Source organism: Mucilaginibacter sp. CAU 1740 (assembly GCF_039839285.1).
GTDB lineage: Bacteria > Bacteroidota > Bacteroidia > Sphingobacteriales > Sphingobacteriaceae > Mucilaginibacter.
Genome location: NZ_JBDOQS010000003.1, coordinates 390773 through 412657, shown reverse-complemented (window position 1 = coordinate 412657; position 21885 = coordinate 390773). Strand labels below are relative to the sequence as shown.

21 protein-coding genes are annotated in these 21885 nt (G+C 43.2%); 10 read left to right on the top strand and 11 right to left on the bottom strand.

Annotation, left to right across the window (positions count from 1 at the left end; all coding sequences use genetic code 11):
• The first annotated feature begins 145 nt into the window (after positions 1 to 145).
• Together lptB and AAFN85_RS09335 are read left to right on the top strand one after the other, a co-directional pair.
• Complete coding sequence (lptB, locus tag AAFN85_RS09340) at positions 146 to 886, top strand: LPS export ABC transporter ATP-binding protein (RefSeq protein ID WP_347526900.1); 741 nt, start codon at positions 146 to 148, stop codon at positions 884 to 886.
• 9 nt (positions 887 to 895) lie between these two features.
• Complete coding sequence (locus AAFN85_RS09335) at positions 896 to 2440, top strand: GH3 auxin-responsive promoter family protein (RefSeq protein WP_347526899.1); 1545 nt, start codon at positions 896 to 898, stop codon at positions 2438 to 2440.
• A gap of 272 nt (positions 2441 to 2712) precedes the next feature.
• Here AAFN85_RS09335 and folP read toward each other — a convergent pair whose 3' ends face one another.
• Complete coding sequence (gene folP / locus AAFN85_RS09330) at positions 2713 to 3567, bottom strand: dihydropteroate synthase (RefSeq protein WP_347526897.1); 855 nt, start codon at positions 3565 to 3567, stop codon at positions 2713 to 2715.
• Between the two features lie 165 nt (positions 3568 to 3732).
• Here folP and AAFN85_RS09325 point away from each other — a divergent pair, with 165 nt between their 5' ends.
• The 4 genes from AAFN85_RS09325 to AAFN85_RS09310 are packed head-to-tail and all read left to right on the top strand — an operon-like array spanning position 3733 to position 6967.
• Positions 3733 to 4224 (top strand): DUF1599 domain-containing protein, encoded by a 492-nt coding sequence (locus AAFN85_RS09325; protein ID WP_347526896.1) that lies wholly within the window; start codon positions 3733 to 3735, stop codon positions 4222 to 4224.
• Between the two features lie 5 nt (positions 4225 to 4229).
• A complete protein-coding gene (locus AAFN85_RS09320) occupies positions 4230 to 5393 on the top strand; it encodes a BT_3928 family protein (protein ID WP_347526895.1) in 1164 nt (387 codons plus the stop codon).
• Positions 5394 to 5397: 4 nt separating this feature from the next.
• Complete coding sequence (locus AAFN85_RS09315; RefSeq protein WP_347526894.1) at positions 5398 to 6456, top strand: ABC transporter permease; 1059 nt, start codon at positions 5398 to 5400, stop codon at positions 6454 to 6456.
• 10 nt (positions 6457 to 6466) lie between these two features.
• The gene (locus tag AAFN85_RS09310; protein ID WP_347526893.1) at positions 6467 to 6967 is read left to right on the top strand and encodes a shikimate kinase; all 501 of its coding nucleotides are present in this window, start codon (positions 6467 to 6469) and stop codon (positions 6965 to 6967) included.
• A gap of 256 nt (positions 6968 to 7223) precedes the next feature.
• Here AAFN85_RS09310 and AAFN85_RS09305 read toward each other — a convergent pair whose 3' ends face one another.
• The 4 genes from AAFN85_RS09305 to rlmD form a co-directional block, all read right to left on the bottom strand.
• The gene (locus tag AAFN85_RS09305; protein ID WP_347526892.1) at positions 7224 to 7367 is read right to left on the bottom strand and encodes a hypothetical protein; all 144 of its coding nucleotides are present in this window, start codon (positions 7365 to 7367) and stop codon (positions 7224 to 7226) included.
• 29 nt (positions 7368 to 7396) lie between these two features.
• Positions 7397 to 7909 (bottom strand): phosphoribosyltransferase family protein, encoded by a 513-nt coding sequence (locus AAFN85_RS09300; protein WP_347526891.1) that lies wholly within the window; start codon positions 7907 to 7909, stop codon positions 7397 to 7399.
• Between the two features lie 81 nt (positions 7910 to 7990).
• Entirely contained in the window at positions 7991 to 8386 is a 396-nt protein-coding gene (locus tag AAFN85_RS09295) for a hypothetical protein (RefSeq protein ID WP_347526890.1), read from the bottom strand.
• A gap of 154 nt (positions 8387 to 8540) precedes the next feature.
• Positions 8541 to 9947 (bottom strand): 23S rRNA (uracil(1939)-C(5))-methyltransferase RlmD, encoded by a 1407-nt coding sequence (gene rlmD / locus AAFN85_RS09290; RefSeq protein WP_347526889.1) that lies wholly within the window; start codon positions 9945 to 9947, stop codon positions 8541 to 8543.
• A gap of 535 nt (positions 9948 to 10482) precedes the next feature.
• Here rlmD and AAFN85_RS09285 point away from each other — a divergent pair.
• On the top strand, positions 10483 to 10923 hold the full coding sequence (locus tag AAFN85_RS09285; RefSeq protein WP_347526888.1) for a hypothetical protein: 441 nt from the start codon (positions 10483 to 10485) through the stop codon (positions 10921 to 10923).
• On the opposite strand, the gene AAFN85_RS09280 is transcribed toward AAFN85_RS09285, so the two are convergent.
• Genes AAFN85_RS09280 through kbl form a run of 6 tightly spaced genes read right to left on the bottom strand, consistent with a single transcriptional unit; the run spans position 10920 to position 14841 of the window.
• A complete protein-coding gene (locus AAFN85_RS09280) occupies positions 10920 to 11501 on the bottom strand; it encodes a TetR/AcrR family transcriptional regulator (RefSeq protein ID WP_347526887.1) in 582 nt (193 codons plus the stop codon). The two genes, AAFN85_RS09285 and AAFN85_RS09280, sit on opposite strands and share 4 nt — an antisense overlap.
• Positions 11502 to 11504: 3 nt before the next feature.
• Entirely contained in the window at positions 11505 to 11918 is a 414-nt protein-coding gene (locus AAFN85_RS09275; RefSeq protein ID WP_347526886.1) for a hypothetical protein, read from the bottom strand.
• The gene (gene pheS / locus AAFN85_RS09270) at positions 11915 to 12949 is read right to left on the bottom strand and encodes a phenylalanine--tRNA ligase subunit alpha (protein ID WP_347526884.1); all 1035 of its coding nucleotides are present in this window, start codon (positions 12947 to 12949) and stop codon (positions 11915 to 11917) included. The genes AAFN85_RS09275 and pheS overlap by 4 nt, the downstream gene beginning before the upstream one ends.
• Positions 12949 to 13356, bottom strand: a complete 408-nt coding sequence (locus AAFN85_RS09265) for a PIN domain-containing protein (RefSeq protein ID WP_347526883.1) — start codon at positions 13354 to 13356, stop codon at positions 12949 to 12951. The genes pheS and AAFN85_RS09265 overlap by 1 nt, the downstream gene beginning before the upstream one ends.
• Complete coding sequence (locus AAFN85_RS09260) at positions 13353 to 13610, bottom strand: DUF6364 family protein (RefSeq protein ID WP_347526881.1); 258 nt, start codon at positions 13608 to 13610, stop codon at positions 13353 to 13355. Before AAFN85_RS09260 ends, AAFN85_RS09265 begins: the two co-directional genes overlap by 4 nt.
• Positions 13611 to 13650: 40 nt before the next feature.
• Positions 13651 to 14841: a glycine C-acetyltransferase gene (kbl, locus tag AAFN85_RS09255; protein ID WP_347526880.1), complete on the bottom strand. Its 1191-nt coding sequence runs from the start codon at positions 14839 to 14841 to the stop codon at positions 13651 to 13653.
• A gap of 131 nt (positions 14842 to 14972) precedes the next feature.
• On the opposite strand from kbl, the gene AAFN85_RS09250 reads away from it, so the two are divergent.
• The 3 genes from AAFN85_RS09250 (at position 14973) to AAFN85_RS09240 (ending at position 21701) form a co-directional block, all read left to right on the top strand.
• Complete coding sequence (locus AAFN85_RS09250) at positions 14973 to 17453, top strand: DUF5686 family protein (RefSeq protein WP_347526879.1); 2481 nt, start codon at positions 14973 to 14975, stop codon at positions 17451 to 17453.
• A gap of 299 nt (positions 17454 to 17752) precedes the next feature.
• Entirely contained in the window at positions 17753 to 18709 is a 957-nt protein-coding gene (locus AAFN85_RS09245) for a rhodanese-related sulfurtransferase (RefSeq protein WP_347527115.1), read from the top strand.
• Positions 18710 to 18812: 103 nt separating this feature from the next.
• Positions 18813 to 21701, top strand: coding sequence for a triple tyrosine motif-containing protein (locus AAFN85_RS09240; protein ID WP_347526878.1), 2889 nt, complete (start codon positions 18813 to 18815; stop codon positions 21699 to 21701).
• The last annotated feature ends 184 nt before the right edge of the window (positions 21702 to 21885 follow it).

Below are 21885 nucleotides of genomic sequence, written 5' to 3'. Positions count from 1 at the left end.
GGTAAAAAGAAAATAAAAAATCCCCTCTTTACGCTTGCGTAGAGAGGGGTGACAAGCGCAGCGATGTCGGGGTGAGTTGATTCTACAGCATTAAGATATATCAGGGTAATCCATGAATCCCATAAATCATGGTTCAGACAAAAAAATGATACTAAGAGCAGATAATTTAGTAAAGAAATACAAGCAGCGTACCGTTGTAAACGATGTATCGTTTGACGTAGCACAAGGTGAAATTGTTGGTTTGCTTGGCCCGAATGGAGCCGGTAAAACCACTTCTTTTTACATGATAGTAGGGTTGATCAAGCCAAACGAAGGGGTAATTCACCTGGATGATCAGGACATTACCCAGGACCCGATGTACCGCCGTGCTCAAAAAGGTATCGGTTACCTGGCACAGGAAGCATCGGTGTTCCGCAAACTTTCGGTTGAGGATAATATCAAAGCAGTGCTGGAAATGGGCAACATGCCTAAGGATAAGCAGAAGGACAAGCTGGAAGAACTGATAGACGAGTTCAGCTTACACAAAGTACGCCGAAACCGTGGCGACTTACTATCGGGCGGTGAACGCCGTCGTACCGAAATCGCGAGGGCTTTAGCTGCGGAGCCTAATTTTATCTTGCTGGATGAGCCATTCGCGGGGGTTGACCCAATTGCCGTAGAAGAGATCCAGGCGATGGTAGCAAAGCTGCGTACCCGCAACATCGGCATCTTAATAACCGACCATAACGTGCAGGAAACCCTTTCGATCACCGATCGCGCCTACCTGCTGTTCGAGGGTAAAATATTAGAATCGGGCGTACCTGAGGTATTGGCTGAGAACGAAATGGTGAGGAAAGTGTATCTTGGGGCAAACTTTGTGCTTAAAAGAAAAGTTTTTCCTCAGTAAAACCAATATATGACCCTCTTTAACTCCGTGTTTACCTGGTTCATGAAAAAGCGAATCCACCAGATTGAGCTTTTCATGAAGTACCCGAATGAAGTGCAGGAAGAATGGTTTGAGCAACTGGTATCGGTCGCCGAAAACGCCGAGTGGGGTAAAAAATATCATTACAAAAGCATCGAAAACCTGAGCCAGTTTAAAGAGCGGGTGCCGATACAGAACTACGATACGCTGAAGCCTTACATCGAGCGGATGTTAAAGGGCGAGAAAAACGTGCTTTGGCCATCGGAGATCCGTTGGTTTGCCAAATCATCGGGGACTACCAATGATAGGAGCAAGTTTATCCCGGTAAGCGAGGAGGCTTTAGAGGAATGTCATTTTAAAGGTGGTAAAGATCTGCTTACCATCTACTTTAATAACCAGCCCAATGCCCGGATGTTTACGGGTAAGATATTGACGTTGGGAGGAAGTCACCAGATAAGTCAGTTAAGTGCGGAAACTTCTTTTGGCGATCTCTCGGCAGTGATCATGAAAAACCTACCCATGTGGGCCGAGTTTCACCGTACACCGCATCTTGACATTGCCCTGCTGGAGAATTTTGAGGAAAAGATCGAGAAAATAGCCCATGCCACCAAAGATGTAAATGTAACCAGCATCAGCGGTGTACCTACCTGGAACCTCGTGCTGTTTAAACGCATCCTGGAGATAACCGGTAAAAATAACCTGCTGGAAGTGTGGCCAAACCTGGAGATGTATTTTCATGGTGCGGTTAACTTTACTCCATACCGAGAACAGTTTAAAAAGCTGATCCCGAACGAGGACATGTATTACCTCGAAAATTATAATGCTTCGGAAGGTTTCTTCGGGATACAGGATACCAAAGAACCGGGCGATATGCTTTTGATGTTGGATTACGGTATTTTCTACGAGTTTTTACCTTTAGAACACCTGCACGACGAAAACCCTAAAACCCTCACCCTTGATGAGGTAGAACTGAATAAAAATTACGCGCTTATCATATCAACCAATGCCGGCTTGTGGCGATATATGATAGGGGATACCATTAAATTTTCTTCTTTGGATCCGTTCAGGATCCAAATCACCGGTCGCACCAAACATTTTATTAATGCTTTTGGCGAGGAGGTAATTATTGATAATGCCGAACGCGCTTTGGATGAGGCCTGTCAGCAAACCGGAGCTGTTATCAGGGAGTACACCGCGGCTCCCGTTTATTTTAACGGCAATGATTGCGGTGCCCACGAATGGATCATTGAATTTGAGAAGCGCCCTGCCGAGTTCGAGCGCTTTGTTGATCTGCTGGATGAAACCCTGCGCCGCATCAATTCTGATTATGATGCCAAGCGTTTTAAAGATATGGCTTTGCGCAGGCCAATAGTTCGTCGCGCACCGGATGGCACTTTCTTTAACTGGATGCGGGAGAAAGGGAAATTAGGCGGGCAGCATAAAGTGCCGAGGTTGGCTAACGACAGGGAGTATGTGGATGGGATATTGAAGATGATGGAGCTGGTGGGATTTCAGAATCAAGACTTCAAGAATTAAGAGCCAGGAAAGAAAAACCTCCTAATGTACCGCGGGTTTAGCGATAGCGTAACCCGTGGTGTAAAATTACTTAAGTCTCTGACTTAAGTAACAAAAAGCTACACCAGATTGGATGAGCCATGCGCCATAGGTTAAGCTGTCGCTAAGTCCATGGCAGATGGTATGTTGATTTGTTGGGGTTAAGTCAGAGACTTAACCTGTTATTCCCACGGGTTACGCTATCGCTAAACCCGCGGTAGTAAGCGGTGATGTGGGATTATTTTAGGGCGTGGTCATCGGCCAGCCGCCTCCCAAATCTTAACAGTCTCCACTGCCTCCTTCACATCATGCACCCGCAAAATACTTGTACCCTTAATTAAAGCGATAGTATTCAAAGCCGTAGTCCCGTTCAAAGCCTCCATCGCAGTACTGCCCAATAATCCATAGATCATCCTTTTTCGCGAAATTCCCGTAAGCACTGGCAAACCAAGCATTTTAAACTCATCTATCCGGTTCAACAAAGCGTAGCTATGCTCCGCAGTTTTGGCGAAGCCAAAACCAGGATCAAGGATTACGTCGTATACACCAAGGCGTTTAAGCTGCTGGTATTTTGCGGCCAAATCATCAAATACTTCATTAAAAACATCATTGTATTGTGCCAGTTGGTTCATGGTTTGAGGAGTGCCCTTCATGTGCATTAAAATATAAGGAACCTGCAAGCGCGCAACAGTAGCGAACATTTCCTCATCAAGCGTACCACCACCAATATCATTAATAATATGTGCACCCGCTTTAATAGCCGCTTCGGCAACATTGGCTCGAAAAGTATCTATCGATATAATCGCATCGGGAAATGAAGATGCAATAGCTTCAACAATTGGTAATAAGCGGTCTGTTTCTTCCTGCGCTGAGATATCCACCGCTCCCGGACGAGACGAATAAGCGCCGAGATCCAAAAAAGTGGCCCCATCGGTAAGCATTTTTTCGGCTTGTTGCAAAGCTTCGTCAACGCCCGTTTTACGACTGTTGGCGTAAAACGAATCGGGAGTAGTATTAATGATGCCCATTACCTTTGGCGATGACAGATCTATCAATCGGCCGCTTACGTTCAGTGTAACTTTTTTACCGAAAAATGTATTTTTAGCCACGGTTAGTTAAGTGTTGCAAAGTTATAATACGGCAAAGTTAACTAACTTTACAGGCGCGGGCTTCAAAACCCTGCAACATTTAATCTTTACAATCAAACAGATCATCCTTTGACTAACACAGCTGCAGAATACGAAGGCGTAATAAACATATGTAAAGGTCTTTTCATGAAAAAGACCCGCGATTACGGCACCGCATGGCGCATCCTCCGCCCGCAATCCATCACCGACCAGATCTTTATCAAGGCCCAACGCATTCGCACCCTCGAAGAAAAAAAGGTATCCAAAGTAGGTGATGACATTACTGGCGAATACATCGGTATTGTAAACTATTGCGTAATTGCCATGATGCAGCTGGAATGCGGCCCTGAAGTATCAAACGAACTCGTGCCCGACCATGTAGAGCAGTTATTTGATGAAAAGGTGAACGAAACCAAAGAACTGATGTTTGCCAAAAACCACGATTACGGCGAGGCTTGGCGCGATATGCGTATCAGCTCGTTGACTGATCTGATATTGATGAAGTTACTCCGCGTAAAGCAGATAGAGGATAACAAAGGCCTCACTGAGGCATCCGAGGGTGTAAAAGCCAACTACCAGGATATGCTGAACTACGCCGTGTTCGCGCTTATTAAACTAAATATTCATCTGGGTAAATAAGCCTCATGAAAAATACATCTTCAAATAGTGCCGTAATATGGATCCCACGGTTATTGGTGGGCTTGCTGTTTATATTCTCGGGTCTGATCAAGGCTAATGATCCTTTGGGCTTTTCCTATAAACTGGTTGAGTATTTTGAGGTATTTCATATTACGTTCCTCAACGGACTGGCGCTTACAATGGCCATTGTGCTTTGCGCGCTTGAAATGATATTGGGTTTTGCCCTGCTTATTGGCGTACGTGCGGTTAAAATTACCTGGGGATTATTGTTACTCATTATCTTTTTCGGCTTCCTCACCTTTTATTCGGCATTTTTTAAAGTGGTGCAAACCTGCGGCTGCTTTGGCGATGCTATTCCGCTTACGCCATGGCAGTCATTCAGTAAGGATATGGTGTTGCTCGCCCTGGTGTTGATTTTGTTTGTTAAACGCAAAGAGATCAAGCCGCTGTTTGCTGCCAAAGTTGGCGATAAATGGCTGATCGTAGCAACGCTGGCATCTGTTGGCTTTGGTGTGTACACCTATAATTTTTCGCCGATAGTTGATTTTCTACCATACAAAATAGGCGCTAACCTGCCCGAAGAGATGAGCACCCCACCCGGTGCGCCCCGCGATGAATTTGAGTTGACCTATCACCTCAAAAACAAAAAAACTGGCGAAACCAAGGTGATGAACGATAAAGATTACCTGAAAACCAATATCTGGAAGGATGCCAACTGGGAAGTGGTAGGCGACCCCGAAAACCGCCTGATTAAAAAAGGTTACGAGCCAAAGATCCGTGACCTGGCCATACAGGATGCGCAAAGGAATGATTATACCAAAGAATTATTGTCGAGTCCTTTTTATAGCCTGTTTATCGTAGCTTATGATTTGAGTGAGACGGATAAAGATGCCATCAACCGCCTCAACGCTTTGGCTATTAATCTTACCCAAAACTATAATATCCGCACTATCCTGCTAACCTCCAACTCCGCTGCTGATGCGCAGGCTTTTGCCAAAGAACATAAACTCATCAGTGAGATATTTTATGCTGATGGAGTACCACTAAAATCGATGGTGCGCTCAAATCCCGGTGTGTTGCTGATCAAAAACGGAACGGTGGTTAACAAATGGCATTACCATTCGGTACCCAAGTATGATGATATTGTAAAGCAGTACTTACAGAAATAATAAAATGATCCCCTACCTCCTCCGCAAATTATTGTACGGACTGGCAGTAATGCTGGGGGTAGTGGTTGTTGTATTTTTCCTGTTCAATATCCTGCCGGTTGATCCCGCCCGTATGACACAGGGCCAACGTGCCGATGTACAATCGCTACAGGCCGTACGCAAAGAGTTCGGTCTGGATAAACCTGTGCCGGTGCAGTTTGTCTACTATGTAAATGATCTTTCACCAATAGGGATTCATTTAAATACTGCTGAAGAACAGCAACGCTACGGCTATATAAATCTATTCCCGGTTAGCGAGCATAAAGTACTGGCTTTAAAATGGCCTTATTTAAGGCGCTCGTATCAAACCCGTAAGGATGTAGCTTCGTTGTTATTGGAGGTGATACCAAATACACTGATACTCGCCGCCGCAGCCATGATATTCGCTATTATTATCGGTGTGTTTTTAGGTGTGATGAGCGCAGTGAATAAAGATACCTGGATTGATAAGCTGGCCCTTAGTTTCTCTACATTGGGTATTTCTGCGCCTTCGTTTTTCGCGGGGATCATCATTGCCTGGATTTTTGGGTTTGTGTTGAGTAATTACACGCACCTCAACATGTCGGGCAGTTTATATAGTTATGATCCGTTTAAGGGGGAGGTGATCACCCTGAAAAATCTGGTACTGCCAGTTATTACTTTGGGTTTACGACCGCTGGCTATTATTGTGCAGCTTACCCGTAATGCCATGCTGGATGTTCTGGGCCAGGATTATATCCGCACGGCCAAAGCCAAGGGACTAAGCAACCGGGCTATTATTTATCGCCACGCGCTTAAAAATGCCATGAACCCCGTAATTACCGCTATTGCCAACTGGTTTGCATCCTTATTGGCAGGTTCATTTTTTGTGGAATACATTTTTGGATATAATGGACTGGGCAAAGCCACGGTAGATGCGCTCGAAATGTCAGATTTTCCGGTGGTGATGGGCTCTATATTGTTTATCGCGTTTATATTTGTGGTGATCAGTATCCTGGTTGATATTGTTTACGTGTGGATAGATCCACGGGTAAAATTAAGCTGAAGAAACTTTTATGAAATATTTTATTGTGGGCTTTATGGGCTGTGGCAAAACAACCTGGAGCCGCAAACTGGCCGCCAAATGGGGCTACGAATTTATTGACCTCGACCACGTGCTCGAAGCCAAAGCAGGCATGAGCATAGCCGAATATTTTTCGTCGTTTGGCGAAGACGCTTTCCGTAGCCTCGAATCGCAGGTGCTGAAAGAAACTGAATACGCCGAAAATACTGTAGTATCAACCGGCGGCGGCCTGCCTTGCTTTTTTGATAATATAGATTGGATGAATGCCAATGGCAAAACCCTCTACATTAAACTATCTCCCAAAACACTGGCCGACAGGTTGGAAAATAGCAAAACTGTTCGCCCGGTACTGCAAGGTAAAAAGGGGGATGAGCTGGTTGAATTTATAACAGGGAAACTTGCCGAACGTGAGCGTTTCTATTTACAGGCAAGTAATATAGTTGAAGGGATTGATATGTCGGTTGAGAAATTGGAGGAGGCATTAGAAGTCTGAACCGGGATTTGGGGAGATTTTTGGGATGAGTAGGATTTTTTTCTGAACGGGATTTTTAGGATTAAAGAACTTTCAGGTCAGGATGAGGCAAGGACAAACCAATTTGCTAATCAAATCCCATAATCTGAAAAATCACCCCAAATCACGGTTCAGACAAAAGCGTTAGGGATTGAAGCGGATACCGGCCTCGCGCCTAAGGCCTGCAGGCGTATGAGCGTAAAGCCCGGCCGCAGGCAACGCCAAAAAGAGAAACATTTTAGTTTTTTAACTGATTCCAAAATTCTTCAGAAGATATGGTTCTCCCATTTTCGGCATCCTCTATTCCTTCGATAATGTGGAGCTTTTGTTCTTCAGATAAATTGTCCCACCAGTCATTGGTGTTTTCAGTTGTATCTGCCATTTTAGGAAATATTTAAAACAGCAATTTTCCTATCTCAAATAAACCCCATCCTCTTCACCATCCTCTTCCTCAAGCACAACATCAACATGTTCTTTAATAACCGTTGATAAAGCCATACCTGCAAAATCGGTAGTAACAGGGAAGCTTTTATGGTTACGGTCGATCAAGATAGCGGTGCGTAGTTTTTTAAGCGGAACATCAAGGAAAACCCCAAAGCCGTAAGCGAGGGTTTTGCCGCTGTTCAATACATCGTCAACCAGTATCACAGCTTTGTTACTGCATTCTTCAACCTCAAAGTCAATATTGGCGCTTAGGCTGCTGCTTTGCTTTTCAAGTTCAATGGTAAGCAGGCGGCTTTTAAAAGGGGCTATGCCATCCAGAATTGCTTTGAGGCGGGCTGCGAGATGGTTACCGCGTGGTAAGATGCCAGCTATGAGTATTTCTTCCTCGTCAAAATTATCTTCAAGTATCTGGTAGGCCATCCTGTCCAGCTTTTGCTGAATTTGTTGCTTATTTAATATGAGGAGTTTTTTATCAGACATGTTATGCAGTAACGTTGGCTAAACAGTGGTAAATATACAAGTATGGCTTATACAAGCAACCCGATATTTTAAGTTTCAATATTATTTTACGTACGGAAAATATACAAAGTTGGCACCCTCGGGCACAACCACAAAAACGCACATATACTGGTATGGATCTTTGTAGCTTTTTGTAAAACGATCTTTCAATACGGGTTTGATCACATCGCGCTCAACAAATTCTTCTAAGGTAGAGGCGTGAATGCTCCACTCCGAGTTAAGATCGTTTTTATCCAAAATCAATTCGCCAAGGCTTAGTTCATGCTGATGGGCAACGAATATGGGGTAAGAAGATAGCCCCTCGTTCATGATTTCCTCAGCTACTTCTTTTATTGATTCGTTAAAATATTTCAAATCGCGCTCCAAACTTATCAGCGGACTATCAGCCGCCGGTTTGTTGCGATCATTGCTTTCATTAAGTAATTCTTCCGGGTTCATTTTTTTCTGGGATTACACCGATTGTTTTTTGATTACACCGATTATTGACCGTTGATGTTTTTTGATTACGTTGATTTCGCTGATCACAACTCATAACTCCGGCTATGAACTATGATTCATAAGCTAAAAACAACTAATCTCTTATCTCCAATCTCTAACCTCTTAAAACAAGCAACACCACATTCTCCACGTGCTGGGTATGCGGGAACATATCTACCGGTTGTATTTTTACCGTATCGTATTTTTCCTTTAACACCAGTAGGTCGCGGGCCTGAGTGGCAGCGTTGCAGCTTACGTAAACAATTTTGGGAGCTTCAATTTCCATTAAGCGGGCTACTACATCGGGGTGCATACCTGCGCGTGGCGGATCGGTAATGATCACGTCTGGTTTGCCGTGTTCGGCTACGAAACCGGCTACCAGTACATCTTTCATGTCGCCAGCGTAGAATTTGGTGTTAGTGATATTGTTGATGGCCGAGTTTACTTTGGCATCTTCGATAGCCGTTGGTACATATTCAACACCAACAACTTCGCGTACATGACCGGCCACAAAGTTGGCTATAGTGCCTGCGCCGGTATAAAGATCGTACACCAGTTCATCACCTTTAAAATCAGCAAAATCGCGGGTTATCTCGTACAAACGCAACGCCTGTACCGAGTTTGTTTGATAAAACGACTTCGGGCCGATACGGAATTTGATCCCGTTCATTTCTTCGTGAATGTATTCAGGGCCTTTAAAAGCCACCACATCCTGATCAAATATGGTATCGTTCTTTTTATGGTTTACGATGTAAAGCAACGAGGTGATCTGCGAGAATTTGGCATCGATATGGCTCATCAGTTTGTCGATCTCGCTTTGCTCTGCATAAGCAAAAACAACGATCACCATATTTTCTCCTGTTGATGAGGTACGTACAACCAGGTTGCGAAGCATGCCTTCGTGGTTACGCAGATCATAATAAGTATAACCGTTTTGTAAGGTGAAATCGCGGATCTCGTTACGTAAGCTATTAGATGGTTCGGCCTGCAGGTAGCAGTGGTTTACATCCAATATTTTATCAAAACGGCCAGGGATGTGAAAACCGAGGGCGTTCATGTTCAGTTCGCCATCTTCCTTGTTTTCGCCGTCGTAAAGCCAGCGTTTGTTGGAGAAAGTGTACTCCAGTTTATTGCGGTAATATCTATCGGCCGGAGAGGGAACGATAGGCATCATGCTATCTACATTGATCTTAGCCAAACGGCTTAACGCGTCCGAAACAGATTTCTGTTTGAATTTGAGCTGAGCCTCGTACGTCATGTGCTGCCATTTGCAGCCTCCGCAGGTGCCGAAGTGTTCGCAGAAAGCCTGTGTACGGTATTCGGAAGGGGTTTTTAGTTCGGTTATTTTGCCTTCGCCAAAGTTTTTCTTGCTGCGGTATACTTGTATATCGGCAACATCGCCGGGTACGGCTTTATCAACAAAAAGTACAAAATCGTCGGCTTTGCCTACACCTTTGCCTTCTTCGGCAATATCAATGATCTGTACGTTCTCAAAAAACTTGGGTTTATTCGCTTTACTCATCAGGCTGCAAAGTTAACCCTATTTATTTAATCCTGAAAATGGGAGGGAGGTGAAAGGGAAAGGTTAAAGGCGAAAGGAAAAAGAAAGGGTTGAAGGGAGGATATTGCCTGTCAAATAAACCCGAGCGGTGGCCTGACAGAAAAGCGGGCCGGAGTTGGCCTTATGGGTAGAAACTTTTTTCTGTCTTGGGTTTTTGGTTACTTTTGGGCCAAGCCAAAAGTAACAGCCTCCGCGGCAAATGAGCGGCCAATGTTCTTAATATTGAACCAAAGCCTGTTATTTAACAAGAATAACGAATGCTGCATGCATAGCACCATTAGAAGTTAATCAAAAAGCTTAATAAATAAGCAATTGCATCTTCCTCAACCTCTATAGCTTCTATCTCAAATTGTTCATCTATCAATTCAGAAAAATAAATTAGTTCGCGGCTCATAATATTAAATTTTACTATGCTAACATAATAAAATTAAACCAAAAACCAAATTGGTATATGGTTTAATTTCGAAGGTTTGAAAAATCTTAATATTTTAGAGATATGGAAAGGACGAATGAATATATGCTTAACCGGATAATGTGGAAAGCCGGTAAACATGGGATTTACAAGAGAGCAAACCCTTATACATTGTTCTTTAATGAACTTTCTGAATCTATAAAAGCTTATTTGAAATCAAATATAAATGAAGAGGTAAGTGGACTTCCGGTCATTTTTTTTACAAAGCCCTCTAATCAATGGACATTGTTGTGCACAAAACAGGTTATCGGCTATACGGGTGAAAAAATATTCAGTATTAGCTTCCAGGATATTGCTGATATTAAAACCTACCCATTTCAGATAACGAAAAAGAATAAGCCGGAATGGGATGAATTACCCATTTTAGATAAACAAAACAATGAATTTGTTTTTCATACCAGCGATGGTTACGAACACAACCTATTGCACAATGTTTTGTTGATGTGCTGGCGATTAGTTAGCTAAACTGAAATAGCTGCTTTCACCAAATAAGGCAAAATCTCCTTCTGAAAAGAAACAAAATTCTTCCTCACATCCGAATCACTCACTGAAGTAAACGCGAAACTAAACACAATACTCTTACTGCATTTGATCAAAAAGCGTAAACGCTGCTGATAAGTTTCGTGCTTGCGGATGCCGGGTAGCTGGATAAATGAAGCCATAAGTAACTCTTCCAACTCATTAGAAAGGTTCTTTAAAAAATCCTGTGAGTTGGCCGATTCGCGGATAAAATCCCAGCCGATAAACTCGTTACAGATGGTGTAGGAAAGGCGGCAGGTTTTCATGATGAGGCCGTTAAGATAGGCTTCTTCATCAATATCCGGGGCATTGCTTTCTACCAGGTCGTCAACGCTGGCTTTAATGTAGTCCATTAGCAGTACGTGTAGTACAGCCTCTTTACTGTCGAAATATTTATAGATGGTAGCCTTGGCAATTTTGGCTTTTTTGGCAATTTCGTTTACGCTGGTTTTATGGTACCCGAATTTGCGGAAAAGCTCCTGTGCCGCCCTTTTAATACTATCTTTAATTTTATCGGCTTCCATTAATTAATTAGTCACTTGAATTTCAAACTGGGTAACAGATACCCTGTAGCTTCTTAAAGCTTTTGTGGCCGGCGCTTTAACCGGTGTGCCATCCTCTAAACTAAATTTCGAGCCGCTGCATGGGTCGGTAACGGTAAATCCGGTACCATCGGGGGTACAGGCGCATTTTTTTTCGGGCTGGTAGCTGCTGCACCTGTCGTAAGCGGCGTAAGTACCGTTTATTTTGCGATAGATGATCAGTCCGGCTACGCCATAGCCATTAATTACAACTGTTCCGCCGGCAACGTTAAGCGGCGATAGAGCAGGCGTACCCAAAGCGGCCTGGTAATTTACCGGGATGCTGGGTATGTTATCAGTTGCTTTTCCGCACGAAAAGCAACTGATAGCTACCAGTAGTATTATCGTGAGTTGCCTCATAGCATTTCAGTTTGGAACTGTTTCAGGAAGCGTATATCATTTTCAGAGAACAAGCGCAAATCGCGGATCACGTATTTAAGGTTGGCGATACGCTCCATTCCCATACCAAAGGCAAAGCCGGTATATTTTTTACTGTCGATACCGCAGTTTTCCAAAACGTTAGGATCAACCATGCCACAGCCTAAAATCTCAACCCAACCGGTGTGTTTACACATGTTACAGCCTGCGCCGCCGCAAATGGTACATGAAATATCCATCTCGGCCGATGGCTCGGTGAACGGGAAGTACGACGGGCGGAACCTTACTTTGGTACCCTCGCCATAAAGCTCCTGTACAAAGTGGTAAAGTGTTTGTTTCAAATCAGAGAATGATACATTCTCATCAACATATAAACCCTCCACCTGGTGAAAAAAGCAATGCGCACGGGCAGAAATAGCCTCGTTACGATAAACCCTGCCCGGCATAATAGCGCGGAACGGTGGTTTACCATGTTCCATCATCCTTACCTGTACCGATGAGGTATGGGTACGCAGGGCGATATCATCTTTACCGTTGTTCTTTTTAATAAAGAAGGTATCCTGCATATCACGGGCCGGGTGCTCATCTGGGAAGTTCAGGGCAGAGAAGTTATGCCAGTCGTCTTCAATTTCGGGACCTTCGGCAACAACGAAACCTAAACGTTTAAAAATATCGATGATCTCGTTACGGATTAATGATAACGGGTGACGTGAACCTACCGCGAAACCATCACCAGGTAAAGTAAGGTCAAGGTCATTGCCTTTACTTTGTGTGCTGGTGCCGATGTTTTCTTTCAGTTCGTTGTATTTGGCGTCGGCAAGTTGTTTAAACTCGTTAAGTACTTTACCAAAGGTGCGTTTCTCTTCGGGGCCAACGGTTTTAAATTGCTCAAAAAGGTCTTTAATAATACCCTTGGTGCCTAAAAATTTAATACGGAACGCTTCCACTTCATCGGCATTTGCCGGCGAAAAAGCATTGATCTCGGCGGTATATTGGTCTATCTGAGCTTGCATTATAATGTATTTAAAAATTGTTCGGCTGTTAAAACCGGTATTGTTGAGTTTGTATAGTCTTTTATATTTCGGGTGATGATTGCATCAGCCCCGGCGCTTTTTGCCGCAAAATATTGAACCGCATCTTCAAAGTCTTTAAAATCAGACTGCATAGCCTGTTCAATAGTTGTGCTGTCTTCAGGTATGATATGTACTTTATTAAATAATACCACCACTGCCTCATTGGCAATTTTTAAACCCAAATGCCTTTTTGTAACATAATGTACATTTAACAAAGCATGTACAGTGGTGCAGCAATAAAAATCTGGTTGATCAGCAAGTAACAGAACCTGGCCGGAGAACTCGTAGTGAGGGATACGATCTAAAATAACATCCAATAAAATGTCAGAATCTAAGAAAAGATTCATAGTCCGTATTTCCTCATAATATGATCACCATATTCTTTTTTGGCATCAAAATCTGGTGTCGGTTCTTTAGCAAACGTTAGCTTTTTTATCCAATCAGGAAAATCTTCCCTTTTAACCGGCACATAAGTACTGGTTTCAGTTTCTTTGATAAATAGCTTTTTTGCTAATTCTGAAAGACTGATATTTCTCTTCTCAGCTACATCCCTGATCTTGTCGATCAAATCCGGCTCAATATCTAAAATCAGCTTTGCCATAATTTTTTATTGTCAATATACAAAAATAAGACAATTTACCTTATTTCAATACCCCAAGCTCCTTACCAACCTTTGTAAACGCTGCGATAGCCTTATCCAAATGATGCTGATCGTGTGCTGCCGAGATCTGTACCCTGATCCTCGCTTTGCCTTGAGGTACTACCGGATAATAAAAACCTATCACGTAAATACCTTCATCCAACATTTTAGCAGCAAACTCCTGGGCCAGCTTGGCATCGTACAACATAACTGGGACTATAGGATGCACGCCTGGTTTAATGTCAAAACCGGCTTCGGTCATTTTTTGGCGGAAGTACTGGGTATTGCTTTCCAGCTTGTCGCGCAGTTCGGTAGTTTCGCTCAGCATATCCAGTACCGCTATTGAAGCGCCGGTAATAGCCGGAGCCAAAGTGTTCGAGAACAGGTACGGGCGTGAACGCTGGCGCAGCATATCAATAATTTCTTTACGACCAGATGTAAAACCACCTGATGCGCCGCCTAATGCTTTACCTAAAGTACCTGTAATGATATCAATACGGCCCATCACATTGTGATGCTCGTGCGTACCGCGACCGCTTTTGCCCATAAAGCCCGAGCAATGACTCTCATCAATCATTACCAAAGCATTGTATTTGTCAGCCAGATCGCAAATTTTATCCAACTGGGCAATGGTGCCGTCCATGCTGAACGCGCCATCGGTTACAATGATGCGGTGACGCAGATCCTGGGTAGCTTTTAGCTTTTCTTCCAGATCGGCCATGTCATCGTGTTTGTAGCGGTGGCGTTGTGCTTTGCACAGGCGCACACCGTCTATGATCGAGGCGTGGTTCAATTCGTCAGAAATAATAGCGTCCTGGTCATTGAACAATGGCTCGAACACGCCGCCGTTGGCATCAAATGCCGCGGCGTAAAGTATAGTATCTTCAGTGCCTAAAAATTCGGCGATCTTTTTTTCAAGTTCTTTGTGGATATCCTGAGTGCCGCAAATAAAACGTACAGAAGATAAGCCGTAACCATGCGTATCCATAGCATCTTTAGCAGCCTGGATCACTTTGGCATTGCCCGATAAACCGAGGTAGTTGTTAGCGCAAAAGTTGATCACTTCGGCACCGCTTTGCACGGTAATATCGGCACCTTGCGGCGATGTAATGATGCGTTCTTTTTTGTATAAACCGGCATTCTCAATGTCGGTAAGTTCCTGCTGTAAAACCGGCTTTAGGGTGTTGTACATAGTATGCGTGTTTTATAAGGGTGCAAAATTAAGCATTAAGCGGCATTTACTAAGGTTTATTAAACCTTAAATAATTATTAAGTGTGTAATAAAACATTTTTAGGGCATAACGCATTAAACAGTTGAAAGATATGAGAAGATATATACTACTATTCATAGCCGTTTTATGCGCCATAACCGCATCGGCACAACAAGCCCTGCTATCGGGGAAAATAACTGATAAAAACGGCGCGGTAATTCCGTTCGTGTCTATCTATATCCGCAATTCAACTTACGGTACTACCGCTAATGAGAACGGTGTTTACCAGTTTAAATTAGCGCCCGGCACCTATAAAGTAATTTATCGGAGTGTAGGTTATACTGAAAAAATAGAAGATGTAACCGTAGCCGACCAGGATCAGCAACACAACGTACAAATGGCTGATGAGCAGTTTAATACCGGCAGGGTATCTGAAACCTACCGCAAAAACCGCGATGCTGCCGATACCATCATTAAGCAAGTAATTAAAAAGCGCAAGTACTATATGGAGGAAGCCACTTCGTTTTCCTGCGCGGTTTATATAAAAGGCGTGCAAAAGCTGCTGAGTGTTCCTAAATCAATGATAGGGCAGGAGGTACAGAAAACTTTAGATCTGGATTCGAACGGCCGTGGGATCCTTTATCAATCAGAATCGTTATCAGAATATAATTTTCAAAAACCCAACAAGATCAAGGAGATAACCATAGCCAACCGTATGGCTGGTCAGAATACAGCTTTCGGCTATAAAAAAGCCTCCGACCTGCAGGCTAACTTTTACGAGAATGTATTTACTATTCCCGGTTTGGCATCAAGGGGCTTCGTATCACCTATAGCATCTTACGGACCGCAGTTTTATAATTATAAGTTGCTGGGTACATCCGTAGAGAACGGACATACTATCGATAAGATCCATATTACCCCAAAGCGCGACCATGGGCAATATTTTCAGGGAGATATTTATATTGTAGAAGGCGACTGGCGTATTTACAGTGTCGATTTTTTTGTTGATAACAAAGTAAGCAACCTTAACCTGGTTGATACATTAAGCATCAGGCAGCAATACATAGCTATTACAGATAGCGTATGGATGCCGGCCTCAACCCAATATAACTTTAAAGGTGCTGTTTTAGGCTTCAAATTTGGTGGATATTATGCAGCGGTTTACAATAATTATAAGGTAAACCCAACCTTCCCTGATGGCTTTTTTACCGGCGAGATATTGAAGGTAGATACCGTAGCTAATAGCAAAAAGCCTAATTACTGGGCCGAAGCACGCCCTATTCCTTTAACCGCTTTTGAAGAGCGCGACTACCAAAAGAAAGACGCCATTACCGAATACCAAAAAACCGATAAATATCTCGATTCGCTGCAGCATCATAAAAACCATATTAATTACCCAGGTTATTTGATATTTGGTTACGCGGCAAGTAATAAAAGCAAGCGCGATTCGCTGTACATATTCCCCTTTATTCAAACGTTTTACTACAACACGGTAGAAGGTTTTGGTATCAATGCCAAGGTAAGTTATATCCGCACTATTGATGATTTTCATTCGCTTACCATTACGCCTGCTGTGCGGTATGGCTTCTCAAATAAAATATTCAGTGCCAATGTAGGAGCCGAGTACCTGAATGATCCATTCCATTCGGCTAAGTTTTATGCCGATTTTGGCAGTGATGTACTCGATCTCAACAACGTTGGTACACGCTCGTTATACTTCAACACACTGAGTACTTTACTAAGCGAAAACAACTACGTTAAATATTACCGCAGCCATTACGGCGATTTTGGTTATCAGCGCGAGGTAGCAAACGGTGTATTGCTGAAAGGCGGTTTTTCATACTCAAGCAGGTCGCAATTGTATAACACCTCTTTTGGTAAATTAAAAGACATTAAGGAGCGAGAGTTTACATCAAATAATCCATTGGCACCTCCGGGCACGCCTCCGGAAGATCATTCATTTCTGTTCCCGGATAACCAGGCGTTGGTGTTTAATGCTTCGGCCACGTTTACGTTCGATCAGCGTTATGAAACCCGGCCTACTGGTAAATTCAACCTCAAGTCGAAATATCCGATGTTAAAAGTTAACTACCGTAAGGGCTTCAAAAGTATTTTAGGTTCGGATGTGGATTATGATTTTGCTTCGGTTGATATTTCGCAGGATCAGATCCAGGTTGGCTTATCGGGTTATTCATCGTTCAAGATATCCGGTGGTGGTTTCATTAACAACAACAAGTTGTACTACATGGATTATAACCACTTTTTAGGTAACCAGGGTACAACCTTCGATCCAACTTATGTAGGCAGCTTCCACTTCTTGCCGTTTTACACCTACAGTACCAACGGCGCGTTTTTAGAAGCGCATTATCAGCATAATTTCGCAGGCTCGTTGTTTAACCACATCCCACTGTTACGCAAAGCCAAACTGGAAGAGATCATCGGTGCCAACTATCTCACCACCAAAAACAACCGCAACTATCGCGAGTTTTACGTAGGTGTGCAACGCCTTATATTCCGGGTTGATTACGGTATTTCTTATGCTGGTGATAAAAAATACCTGCAAGGGTTTAGGATATTCTATGGTATCAGGTAATTTTGGGTTGATTGGGAGAGTGGTTGATTAGGTTAAATAAGAAGCAATTAATCTTATTAAATAAAACTGGCATCTCTTCGAACGTCATTGCGAGGTACGAAGCAATCCCCTACTTTACAGGGCAAATTCGCATGGCCTCTCTGCTTATTGGGGATTGCTTCGTGCCTCGCAATGACGGCTTTTATATATTTTAAACAGCTTCCTAAACCATTCACTTAATCAACTATTCCACCATTCACCCAAAATCATTACATTTGCGCCGCTCATTTAACACTGTTTGCAGCAGTATCAATGATTTTATGGAAATGTATAATACCCTTTTGTACTATTGTTATTCAACAATAGCTGATGGCGAGCAATTTGCTGCCGATCATTTAAAATTTTGTAAAAGCGTAGGTTTAACCGGTCGTATTATTGTGGCCGATGAAGGACTTAACGGTACCGTTTCTGGTAGTGTTGAGGCTTGCAAAACCTATATGGAAACCATACATGCCGACGAGCGCTTCGCCAAAACCGAGTTCAAAATTGATGAGGTTGATACTCCATCGTTCGTGAAAATGCATGTTCGCTATAAATCGGAGATAGTTCACTCTGGTCTGCGCGATCCTAATGTGATCGATCCGAAGCAAAAAACCGGCATCCACCTGGAACCGCAGGCGTTTTTGGCAATGAAGGATAGAGATGATGTGGTTGTGCTTGATGTGCGCTCAAACTACGAACACTCCTTAGGTAAATTCAAAAACGCGGTAACGCTTGATATCGATAACTTCCGCGATTTTCCGGATATGATTAACCAATTGGCGCAATACAAGGATAAAAAGATCCTCACCTATTGTACCGGTGGCATCAAATGCGAAAAGGCATCTGCTTTATTATTGCACGAAGGTTTCCCGGAAGTTTACCAATTGCACGGCGGTATAATTAAATACGGTAAAGAAGCCGGTGGCGAAGATTTTGAAGGCAAATGCTATGTGTTTGATAACCGCCTATCGGTTGATGTGAACAGCGTTAACCCGGTTGTTATTTCAACCTGCTTTAATTGCGGTAAAACTACGCCTAAAATGATCAATTGTGCCAACCCTGAGTGCAATGAGCATTTTACCCAGTGCGATGAATGCGGTGAAGCGATGGACGGTTGCTGCAGCGATGCATGTAAAGAGCATCCGCGCAAGCGTGTATATGACGGCACCGGTTACTATGTAAAAGTACCTCAGCCGGTAAACATCAGCAAAAATAAACTACAGCCGGTGGTTTAATCCATTTGGCCTTATAAGTTATAGCACAAAGCCTACCTAAGCGTAGGCTTTTTTATTTTGTCGGGTACAAATATTACTTTCGTGAACTGAGCCGTTTTAAGCCATGCGTAAATTCCCGTTTCTTTTTGTAGTTCTTGTACTTATCTCTGTTTATCCGGCTTTTTCGGTTGATATTAAAAGTGTAGGTGTTCCTTATATTCAAAACTACACCAAGGCCACTTACCAGTTCGGCAACCAAAACTGGTCGGTTACGCGCGACGAGCACGATATGATGTACTTTGGCAACGCCGAAGGTTTGCTCACTTTTGATGGCAAGTACTGGCAGCAATACCATATGCCCAACGGCTTGATAGTACGTTCGGTAAGTGCCGATGGCAAGGGCAGGGTTTATGCCGGAGGCTATGGCGAGTTTGGTTATTGGAGTAACAACAGTAAAGGCATTTTAAAATATACATCGCTTACCAACCTGGTACCCAAAAACTTTTTACCCGTTACCGAAGAGATCTGGAAAATATATTGCGATAAAAACAGGGTGCTTTTCCAGTCGTTCGGGGCAATATATATTTACTCGAATGGGAAAATTGAGGTTGTAAAAACACGCGAGCCTTATCTGTTTCTTTTCAAGGCCGGAAACCATTTTTTCATCGAGCAATTAACCAAAGGTATTTTTGAACTTAAAGGATCAAAGCTTGAGTATATTGCTGGCAGCGATATTTTAGGTGCAAGCGGCGTGCTATCCATTTTGCCTTTTCAGCATAATAAATACCTTATCGGTACTGCAAAAAACGGTTTGTTTATTTACGATGGCAAAACGGTAAAACCATGGGCTAACCAGGCTAACGGTTTTTTAACAACCTACCAGTTAAACAATGGCGCGGCGATAGCCGGTAAATACTTCGCTTTCGGCACTATCCTTAATGGTATTGTGATCATCGATACAGCAGGGCATGTGGTGCAGCACATTAACAAGGCAAGCGGTATGCAAAACAATACCGTTTTGAGCCTTTATACCGATGCCGGCCAAAACCTTTGGGCCGGTTTGGATAACGGGATTGACAGGATAGAGGTTAACTCTCCCTTGTACTTTTATTTTGATAAAACGGGCAGGTTCGGCACGGTTTACTCCAGTATTATTTTTGATAACAAGATCTACCTCGGCACTAATCAAGGCCTTTTTTACAGCGATTGGTTGGGAGATAACCATACCGTACAAACATTTGATTTTAGGCTCATCCCCGGCTCGCAAGGACAGGTTTGGGACCTTTCGTTACAGGATAACCGTTTGCTTTGCGGGCATAACGATGGCACGTACCAGGTAAACGGGGCCTCAATCAAAAAGATCTCGGACGTAACCGGCGGTTGGACAATCAAAAAGTTAGCGACCGATATGCTGGTGCAGGGGACCTACACAGGTTTGGCTGTTTATCGTAAAGATGCAGCCGGCAACTGGCAATACAGTTACAAGCTGGCAGGATTCAGCGAGCCGTCGCGCTACGTTGAACGGGACGCCAAAGGGCAGATCTGGGTAAGTCATGCCTACAAGGGCATCTATAAATTAACGCTCAGTGCCGATCAACGTTCGGTAGTATCACATGTTTATTACGATCAGAAACATGGTTTACCGGGTAGTTATAACATCAACGTATTTGACCTGGATAACCGCGTAGTATTCTCGTCCGATTCCGGTTTTTATGTTTATGACGATATTACCGATCGCTTTTATAAATACCAGCAGCTTAACAGCAAGTTGGGCACATTCGCCACGGCCAGTAAGATAATCAAAGCCATAGGCAAAAAATATTGGTTCATTAACCAGGGCAGGGTAGGGTTGGCCGATATGTCGGCACCGGGTAAGCTGAGTATCGATACCAACAGGTTTTCGATCCTTAACGGCCAGATGGTGCAGCATTACGAAACCATCAACAGCATCAATAATTCAACTTACCTGATAAGTGTTGACGATGGCTTTGTGATATTGAACGATGCCGATGCAAGGCAGCTTAATACTAATAAAATACCTGATGTACTGATCAGAAGGATCGAGAACGTAACTGATAAAGTTTCGCTGATCAGCGAGGCGGCAGGATTTAGCGAGCCTATTGAGATCCCTTATGCCGAAAACAACATCCGCATAAGTTATTCGCTGCCTTATTACACGCAGGCAAAAGTTCGCTTTCAATATTTTTTAGAGGGATATTCGCACCAATGGAGCGAGTGGACGCCGCAAAGCCAGAAGGAATTTACCAACCTTAACCAGGGCACTTATCATTTCAAGGTAAGGGCTAAGGTTAATGATCAATATCAATCGGGCATATCAATCATCACATTTACCGTATTGCCACCATGGTATGCAGGTAAAATAGCCATCGTGTTTTATTTGCTGTTGGCAGTGCTGTTGTATTATGCCATCAGGTATTATTATCAGCTTAAACTGGTAAAACATCAGCAACAGATCCAGCAAAAGCTGCAAACCGAAAAAGAGGAGTTTTTAAAGCAGGAAGCCATCGCCAATGAGCAGCACATCATCAACATAAAAAACGAACAATTGCAGGCCGATCTGGCAAGCAAAAACCGCGAGCTGGCTAACTCGGCCATGAACATCGTTTACAAAAACGAGCTGCTGCAAAAAATAAGCGACGAGCTAACACACCTAAAAGGTGGCGACGGCAAAAAATTGGCCGATGATCAGCTCCGTCGCATTCAGAAAGTTATTGACGAAGGAATGAGCGACGACCGCGACTGGAACATTTTCGAAACCAGTTTTAACGAAGCCCACGAAAACTTTTTCAAAAAGCTAAAAGCCGACCATCCCGACCTCGTTCCAAACGATCTTAAACTGTGTGCCTACCTGCGTATGAACATGAATAGTAAGGAGATCGCCTCGCTGCTTAACATCACCTTACGCGGGGTGGAGATCAGGCGTTATCGATTGCGAAAAAAGCTCAATCTGGAGCATGATAAAAACTTAACAGAGTTTCTCATCGAGTTATAACACTACATCATTACCTCTCATTGTGTCAATCCGAAGCATTGCTTTGTGTGCAGCTTGTGTAGTAGTAGAGGCGTATTTAACTTGTTGTTAAATAGTATGTTATGTTTTGTAAAAACATTTATTGTGAAAGTATTCTTATAGTGGTGTATTAATGTTGAGTTATATTATTTGCTAAAAGTTGAAT